A 608-nucleotide genomic window follows, 5' to 3' on the forward strand; every position below is an offset into this window, starting at 1 on the left:
GTGGTCCTGTCGAAGCAGTTCGAGACGCTGTTTCGCGCGGTACCGCCGAGCCTATACCTCGCTCTGGCCATGACCGAGCCCGAGGAAAAAGCCCAGCGCTGGCGGCTGATGGAAACGCAACAGATGTCCGAACTGGAGGCGGCGCTGCAGATTGCGGCGGACATCGATCGCTTGCGCGGCATGTACTGAACCTCGTAGCCCACGACGCTCCATAGCCTGTCGAGCATTAAAAAACGACAAGAGTACATTTGTACTCCATCGGTAATTCTGGACAGGTCGCAGCCCTTATCCCGGCCGTTGCAGAAACCGAAGGCACCAGCCTCGGTTTGTCCGTCCACATCCTCTACCTGATCCGCGATGCTGCAACTCGGCGCATGGATGCACACCGTTGCCCCTAGCCGAGTGCTGCCGATGAACCTGACCGCCCCATGCCGAACGCCCCAGCCGAAGAAACCTGGCCGAGGTTGCGGCTACATCGCGATCGCTTTGCTCGTAGCTGCCGGGCAGTGCCTGGCGTTGACCACCCCCGCCATCATTGCCTCCGTCACGTCGCTGCAGTGCCTGGAGTACCGCATCGTCGGGATCTGCTATTGGCTGCTGTGTTCGCC

At 61.0% G+C, this 608-nt stretch carries 1 protein-coding gene and 1 pseudogene; both read left to right on the forward strand.

Annotated features, from left to right (window positions below; genetic code table 11):
• A partial coding sequence (locus tag ACF8K2_RS24120) for a hypothetical protein (RefSeq protein WP_392468125.1) occupies positions 1 to 189 on the forward strand: 189 nt, incomplete at its 5' end.
• A gap of 222 nt (positions 190 to 411) precedes the next feature.
• Positions 412 to 608: pseudogene (locus ACF8K2_RS24125) on the forward strand (TIGR03756 family integrating conjugative element protein); the annotation flags it as partial.

Source organism: Pseudomonas sp. xss_2 (assembly GCF_043104195.1).
GTDB lineage: Bacteria > Pseudomonadota > Gammaproteobacteria > Pseudomonadales > Pseudomonadaceae > Aquipseudomonas > Aquipseudomonas urmiensis.